Below are 5,324 nucleotides of genomic sequence, written 5' to 3'. Positions count from 1 at the left end.
TCCGTCGCCCGGGCGGCCGGGGCGTCCGGGGCGTCCGGGGTGTGCGGGGCGTCCGGGGCGTCCGGGGCGTCCGGGGCGTCCGGGGTGTGCGGGGTGGTCGGGAGGGCGTGGGCGCGCGGGTGTCCGGCGTCGCCCGGTTGGCCGGCGGAGTCCGAGGGGGCGATGGAGGTGCTGATGGGAGGACACCCTTCGAGCCGGAGACGGCGACGGAACGGGCGGGCGGGGCGGCCCCGGGCCGGTGCCGGATCGCGAACGCCGTTGAGCATAAAAGGGCGCTACTGACGGGTCAAACACGGTCAAAGTTGGCCCCTGGTCTGCGTGATCGCGGTTCTGTGACGGTCGGCGGGAGCGGATTCGGAGCGGGTACGGACGGCGCTTCGGGGGTGCGGGCGAGGCCGGGACGAGATCGCTTCGAAGGGTTGGGAGGCGCCAACTGGCGCCTCTCGCACGCGGGTTCAGGGGTCGGTCGGCGGTGCGGCGGCGAAGGGAATTGGCCCAGGGAATTCCTTGATCACTGGACCGGTCCACTGGGCCGGTTTTTCCCTAGGGTTGGGGGCGCACCGGAACCGGCGGTTGCGGAGACCGACTCCGCGCGCCGCCCGTCCGGGGGCCACGGACAGGGGTGACGGACCGTGAGTCGTCCACCCGCCGTGAACGCGTGCGGGTGACGGCCCGGCACGTCCGGCGGGTGACACCCGCGAACGAGTGAAGGAGGGGCATGCCGACCGACCGAGCCGCCCGTTGGGACGCCCTGCCGCCCGCCGGGCCCCAGCGGACCCTGGCCGCCGCCCAGTTGGCCGCCGCCGTGGGCGACGGTGCGTACTACACCTGCTCCGCGCTCTACTTCACCCGGGTGGTCGGGATGTCGCCGACCGCCCTCGGGCTCGGCCTCACCCTCGCCTGGGCGCTCGGCTCCGTCGCCGGCGTCCCGCTGGGCCACCTCGCCGACCGGCGCGGCCCGCGCCGCACCTCGGTGGCGCTCGCGCTCGGCACGGCGGCCGTGGTCGCCGCCTTCCTGGTGATCCGCTCCTACCCGCTGTTCCTGCTCGCGGTCTGCCTCTACGCCACCGCGCAGTCCGGTATGACCGCCGCCCGGCAGGCACTGGTCGCCGCCCTGGTGCCGCCCGCGCAGCGCACCACCCTGCTCGCCCACATCCAGTCGACCCTCAACGGTGGACTGGCCGTCGGTGCGGCGATCGGCGGCATCGCGCTCGGCGTCGGCACCCGCGCCGCCTACCTGGCCGCGTTCGCCGTCACCGCGCTCGGCTTCCTGATCGGCGCGCTGGTCCTGCGCCGGCTGCCCGAAGCCCCGCCCGCGACAGGGCAGTCGGACGCCGGGCCGCGCCTGGCCGTGCTGCGCGACCGCCGGTACGCGGCCGTCACCGCGGTCAACGCCGTCCTGCTGCTGCGGATGCCGCTGCTCAGCCTGATCATCCCGCTCTGGATCGCCGAGCGCGCCCCCGGGATCGGCTGGCTCGGCTCGGCGCTGTTCGTGCTCAACACCCTCGCGGTGCTGGCCTTCCAGGTCCGGGCGGCGCGCGGCGTCACCGGACTGGACCCGGCCGCCCGGGCGGTCCGCTCCGCCGGCCTGCTGCTGCTCGGCTCCTGCGCCGTCTTCGGGCTGTCCGCGCTGGACGTGCCGGTCTGGGCGGTCGCCGCGCTGCTGGTCGCCGCCTCCGTCCTGCAGGTGGCCGGAGAGATGCGGCAGTCGGCCGGCAGCTGGCAGATCGCCTTCGACCTCGCCCCGCCCGGGCGGATCGGCCAGTACCAGGGCTTCTTCGGCACCGGTGTCGCCGTCGCCCGCACCCTCGGGCCACTGCTGCTCACCACGCTGCTGCTGGACGGGGGCCTGGTCGGCTGGCTGGTCCTGGGCGGGGTGTTCCTCGCGGCGGGGTACGCGATGGGTCCGGTCGCCCGCTGGGCGGCGCGGGACCGCGGTCACGAGGTGTCCCCGCCGTCGCCGGTGGGGGCGGGCACCGCACCGGGGACGCCCTGACGACGGGCCCCGCGCCGGGGCCAGACCCCGAACGCCGCAACGGCGGGCCGGAAACCCGGTGGCCCCGGCCCGCCGCCCGCTGGCATGCTGGCCACGTGGACCGACCCCAGATCTGGCTCGACTTCGCCCCCGAGCTGCACCTCTTCGTCTCCGCGCCCCGGCGGGCCGGCCGCACCGCGCTGCGCACCGACGGCACCTCCACCCTCGGCCACGTCGTCGAGTCCCTGGGCGTCCCGCTCACCGAGGTCGGCGGCCTGCTGGTGGACGGCCGGGCCGTGCCCGAGGCCCACGTTCCGGCCGACGGCGAGGAGATCGCCGTCCGGGCCGTGACCAGGCCGCAGCCCTCGCCCGTCCCGCCGCGCTTCCTGCTGGACGTCCACCTCGGCACCCTCGCCCGCCGGTTGCGCCTGCTCGGCGTGGACGCCGCGTACGAGAACCCCGACATCGGCGACGCCGCGCTGGCCGCCCGCTCGGCCGCCGAAGAGCGGATCATGCTCTCCCGCGACCGCGGACTGCTGCGCCGCCGCGAACTGTGGGCCGGCGCCTACGTCTACAGCCACCGCCCCGCCGAGCAACTGCGCGACGTGCTCTCCCGGTTCGCGCCGTCGCTCGCCCCCTGGAGCCGCTGCACCACCTGCAACGGCACGCTGCAGCCGGCCACCAAGACCTCGGTGCGCGAGCAGCTGCAGGACGGCACCGAGCGCTCCTACGACGCCTTCGCCCAGTGCACCGACTGCGGCCAGGCCTACTGGCGCGGCGCCCATCACGCCCGGCTGGAGGCGATCGTCACCGAGGCCGTGCGCGACTTCGGACGCTGCCAGGAGTCCGGGGAGGACCAGGGCCGGATCGGGGTCGTCTCAGGGTAGCCCGCTCTGGCGGGCGCCCGGGCGCCCGTGGTCCCATCGGCGGTGGGGGACGAGACCACGCTACTCGCTCGTACGAGAGAGGCCAGGTCGTCGCATGAGCAATCAGGCAGGTCAACAGCCCTTCCACAGCGCGCATACGGAGGACGCGCCGGTGGTCACCGCCCCGGACGGGGCCGAGGTGCGCCCGCTGCTGGTACTGGAGGGCGCCGGAAGCCTCGCGGTCTTCGCACTCGCCCCCGGGCAGGTGACCCGCGCGGTGTCGCACGCCACCGTGCAGGAGTTGTGGCAGGTCACCGCGGGCAGCGGAGAGCTGTGGCGCCGCCAGGGCGGGCGCGAGGAGACCGTACGGCTCGTGCCCGGCACGGCGGTGTCGATACCGCTGGGCACCGCGTTCCAGTTCCGGACGGACGCGGACTCCGACGGGCCGCTGCGGATCACCGCCGTCACCATGCCGCCCTGGCCGGGGACGGACCGCGAGGCGCGGCCGGCGGAAGGTCCCTGGAAGGCGACCGTCCGATGAGGCGGGGGCTGCTGCGCCGCCCGCTGGCGGCGCTGGTCGCGGCCGCGGCCGTGCTCGGGCTCTCGGTCGTCCCGGCGGCCGCCGCCGGGCCTGCCGGGCCTGCCGGGCCTGCCGAGCCGCATCTGCGGTCGCGCTACGTCACCATGCCGGACGGGGTCCGCCTCGCCGTCGACGTCTACCTGCCCGAAGGCACCCGGGCCGGCGCCGGACTGCCCACCGTCCTGGTCACCCAGCGCTACTGGCGGGCCAGGGTCCGGCTCGGCGAACCCGGCGGCGCCAGCGGCGAGGCCGAGCAGTGGACCGCCCGTGGCTACGCCTACGTGGTCGCCGACCTGCGCGGCACCGGCGCCTCCTTCGGCACCCTCGGCTCCGAACTCGGCGCCGACGCGATCGCCGACAGCGGCCCGCTCAGCGACTGGATCGCCGCCCAGCCCTGGTCCAACGGCCGGGTCGGCACCACCGGCATCTCCTACGGCGGCGACACCGCGATGCTCGCCACCGCCCTGCGCAACCACCACATCACGGCCGCCGCCCCGATCTCCTACGACTTCGACCCCTACGAGGACCTGGTGCGCCCCGGCGGCGTGCTCATCGAACCCCGGGTCGCCCCGTACGCGCTGCTGCTGCGCATCCTCGACCAGGCCGGCGGCACCACCTGCGAGACGGACGAGCAGGCCAGGCAGCTCTGCGCGCACGTCGGCCTCACCGGACTCCAGCCCCGGCCGGTCGACGGCCCTGACGGCCAGGCCCTGCTCGCCGCCGCGCGCGCCGAGCACGCGAACAACGCCAACCTGGTCGAGATGGCGAACGCCGGTGCCTACCGCGACTACCGGGACGGCCCGAAGAGCTGGACGGTCGGCAGCGTCGGCGAGAAGACCGACGCCGTCGAAGCCGGCCGGGTGCCCGTCCTGACCCGCGCCGGCTGGCTCGACGCGGGCACCGCCAACGGGGCGCTCTCCCAGTTCACCGGCCTGTCCAACACCCAGGACGCCTGGATCGGGCCCTGGAACCACGGCGCCGGCTGGCTCGCCGACCCGTTCCGGCCCGCCCGCCCGCTCACCGCGCAGGAACACGACGAGAACGACCGGCGCGTGCTCGACTTCTTCGACCGCTACGTCCGGGGTGACGCCCGCCCCGACGGCCGGCGGCAGGTGCACTACTACACCTTCAACGAGGGCGTCTGGCGCACCACCTCCCGCTGGCCGGTCCCGGGCACCCGCACCCAGCGGTTCCATCTCGGCGAGGGCGGCACGCTCGACAGCCGACCGGACGACCGCCGCACCGGCTCCGACCCGCTGCGCCTCGACCCGACCGCGGGCACCGGCCCGCTGGACCGCTGGAACACCAACCTCAGCGGTGACGAGGTCAGTTACCCCGACCGCGCCGCCGTCGACGCCAAGCTGCTCAGCTACACCACCGCGCCGCTGACCGCCGACACCAGGGTCACCGGCAACGGCAAGGTCACCCTCGACGTCACCGGACTGGCGGGCTCGGCCCGCGGCGCCCTGCACGTCTACCTGGAGGACGTCGCGCCGGACGGCCGGGTCACCTACCTGACGGAGGGTCAACTCGCCCTGGCCGACAGGGCGGTGGCCGACCGCGAGGACAACCCGGACTGGCGCCGGCTGCGCACGCCGCGCAGCTACGCCGCCGAGGACGCCGAGGACTTCCCGCAGGGCCGCGCCCAACGCGTCACCATCGACCTCCAGCCCGTCTCGGTACTGTTCCGCTCCGGCGAGCGGATCAGGCTCACCGTCGCCGCCGCCAACCCCGACTCCTTCCAGCTGCTCCCGGCCGACGGGCAGGCGAGCTACCGGATCGGCTGGGGCGGCGACCGGGGATCGGCGCTGGAACTGCCGGTCGTGCGCTGAGGTGCGCCGTACGGGGCGCCCGGCCGAGGCCGGGCGCCCCGGGGCGCGTCCCGGGCGGCCTTGCCGGGTCC

At 75.7% G+C, this 5,324-nt stretch carries 5 protein-coding genes; 4 read left to right on the top strand and 1 reads right to left on the bottom strand.

Features of this window, described 5'->3' with window-relative positions; all coding sequences use genetic code 11:
- A partial coding sequence (locus KS423_RS37590) for a hypothetical protein (RefSeq protein WP_374120101.1) occupies window positions 1–266 on the bottom strand: 266 nt, incomplete at its 3' end.
- 452 nt (window positions 267–718) lie between these two features.
- Here KS423_RS37590 and KS423_RS37585 point away from each other — a divergent pair.
- The 4 genes from KS423_RS37585 to KS423_RS37570 all read left to right on the top strand — a co-directional run bounded on the left by KS423_RS37585 (window position 719) and on the right by KS423_RS37570 (window position 5,253).
- A complete protein-coding gene (locus KS423_RS37585) occupies window positions 719–1,996 on the top strand; it encodes an MFS transporter (protein WP_224284229.1) in 1,278 nt (425 codons plus the stop codon).
- A 95-nt stretch (window positions 1,997–2,091) separates the two neighbouring features.
- Complete coding sequence (locus KS423_RS37580) at window positions 2,092–2,862, top strand: Mut7-C ubiquitin/RNAse domain-containing protein (RefSeq protein ID WP_224284228.1); 771 nt, start codon at window positions 2,092–2,094, stop codon at window positions 2,860–2,862.
- 94 nt (window positions 2,863–2,956) lie between these two features.
- Window positions 2,957–3,382, top strand: coding sequence for a hypothetical protein (locus KS423_RS37575; protein ID WP_224284227.1), 426 nt, complete (start codon window positions 2,957–2,959; stop codon window positions 3,380–3,382).
- Complete coding sequence (locus KS423_RS37570) at window positions 3,379–5,253, top strand: CocE/NonD family hydrolase (protein WP_224284226.1); 1,875 nt, start codon at window positions 3,379–3,381, stop codon at window positions 5,251–5,253. The genes KS423_RS37575 and KS423_RS37570 overlap by 4 nt, the downstream gene beginning before the upstream one ends.
- Window positions 5,254–5,324: the final 71 nt, after the last annotated feature.

The organism is Streptomyces sp. LS1784, assembly GCF_020103755.1.
GTDB lineage: Bacteria > Actinomycetota > Actinomycetes > Streptomycetales > Streptomycetaceae > Kitasatospora.
The sequence above is the reverse complement of the archived record's forward strand: the minus strand, read 5'-3'. Positions and strand labels throughout refer to the sequence as shown.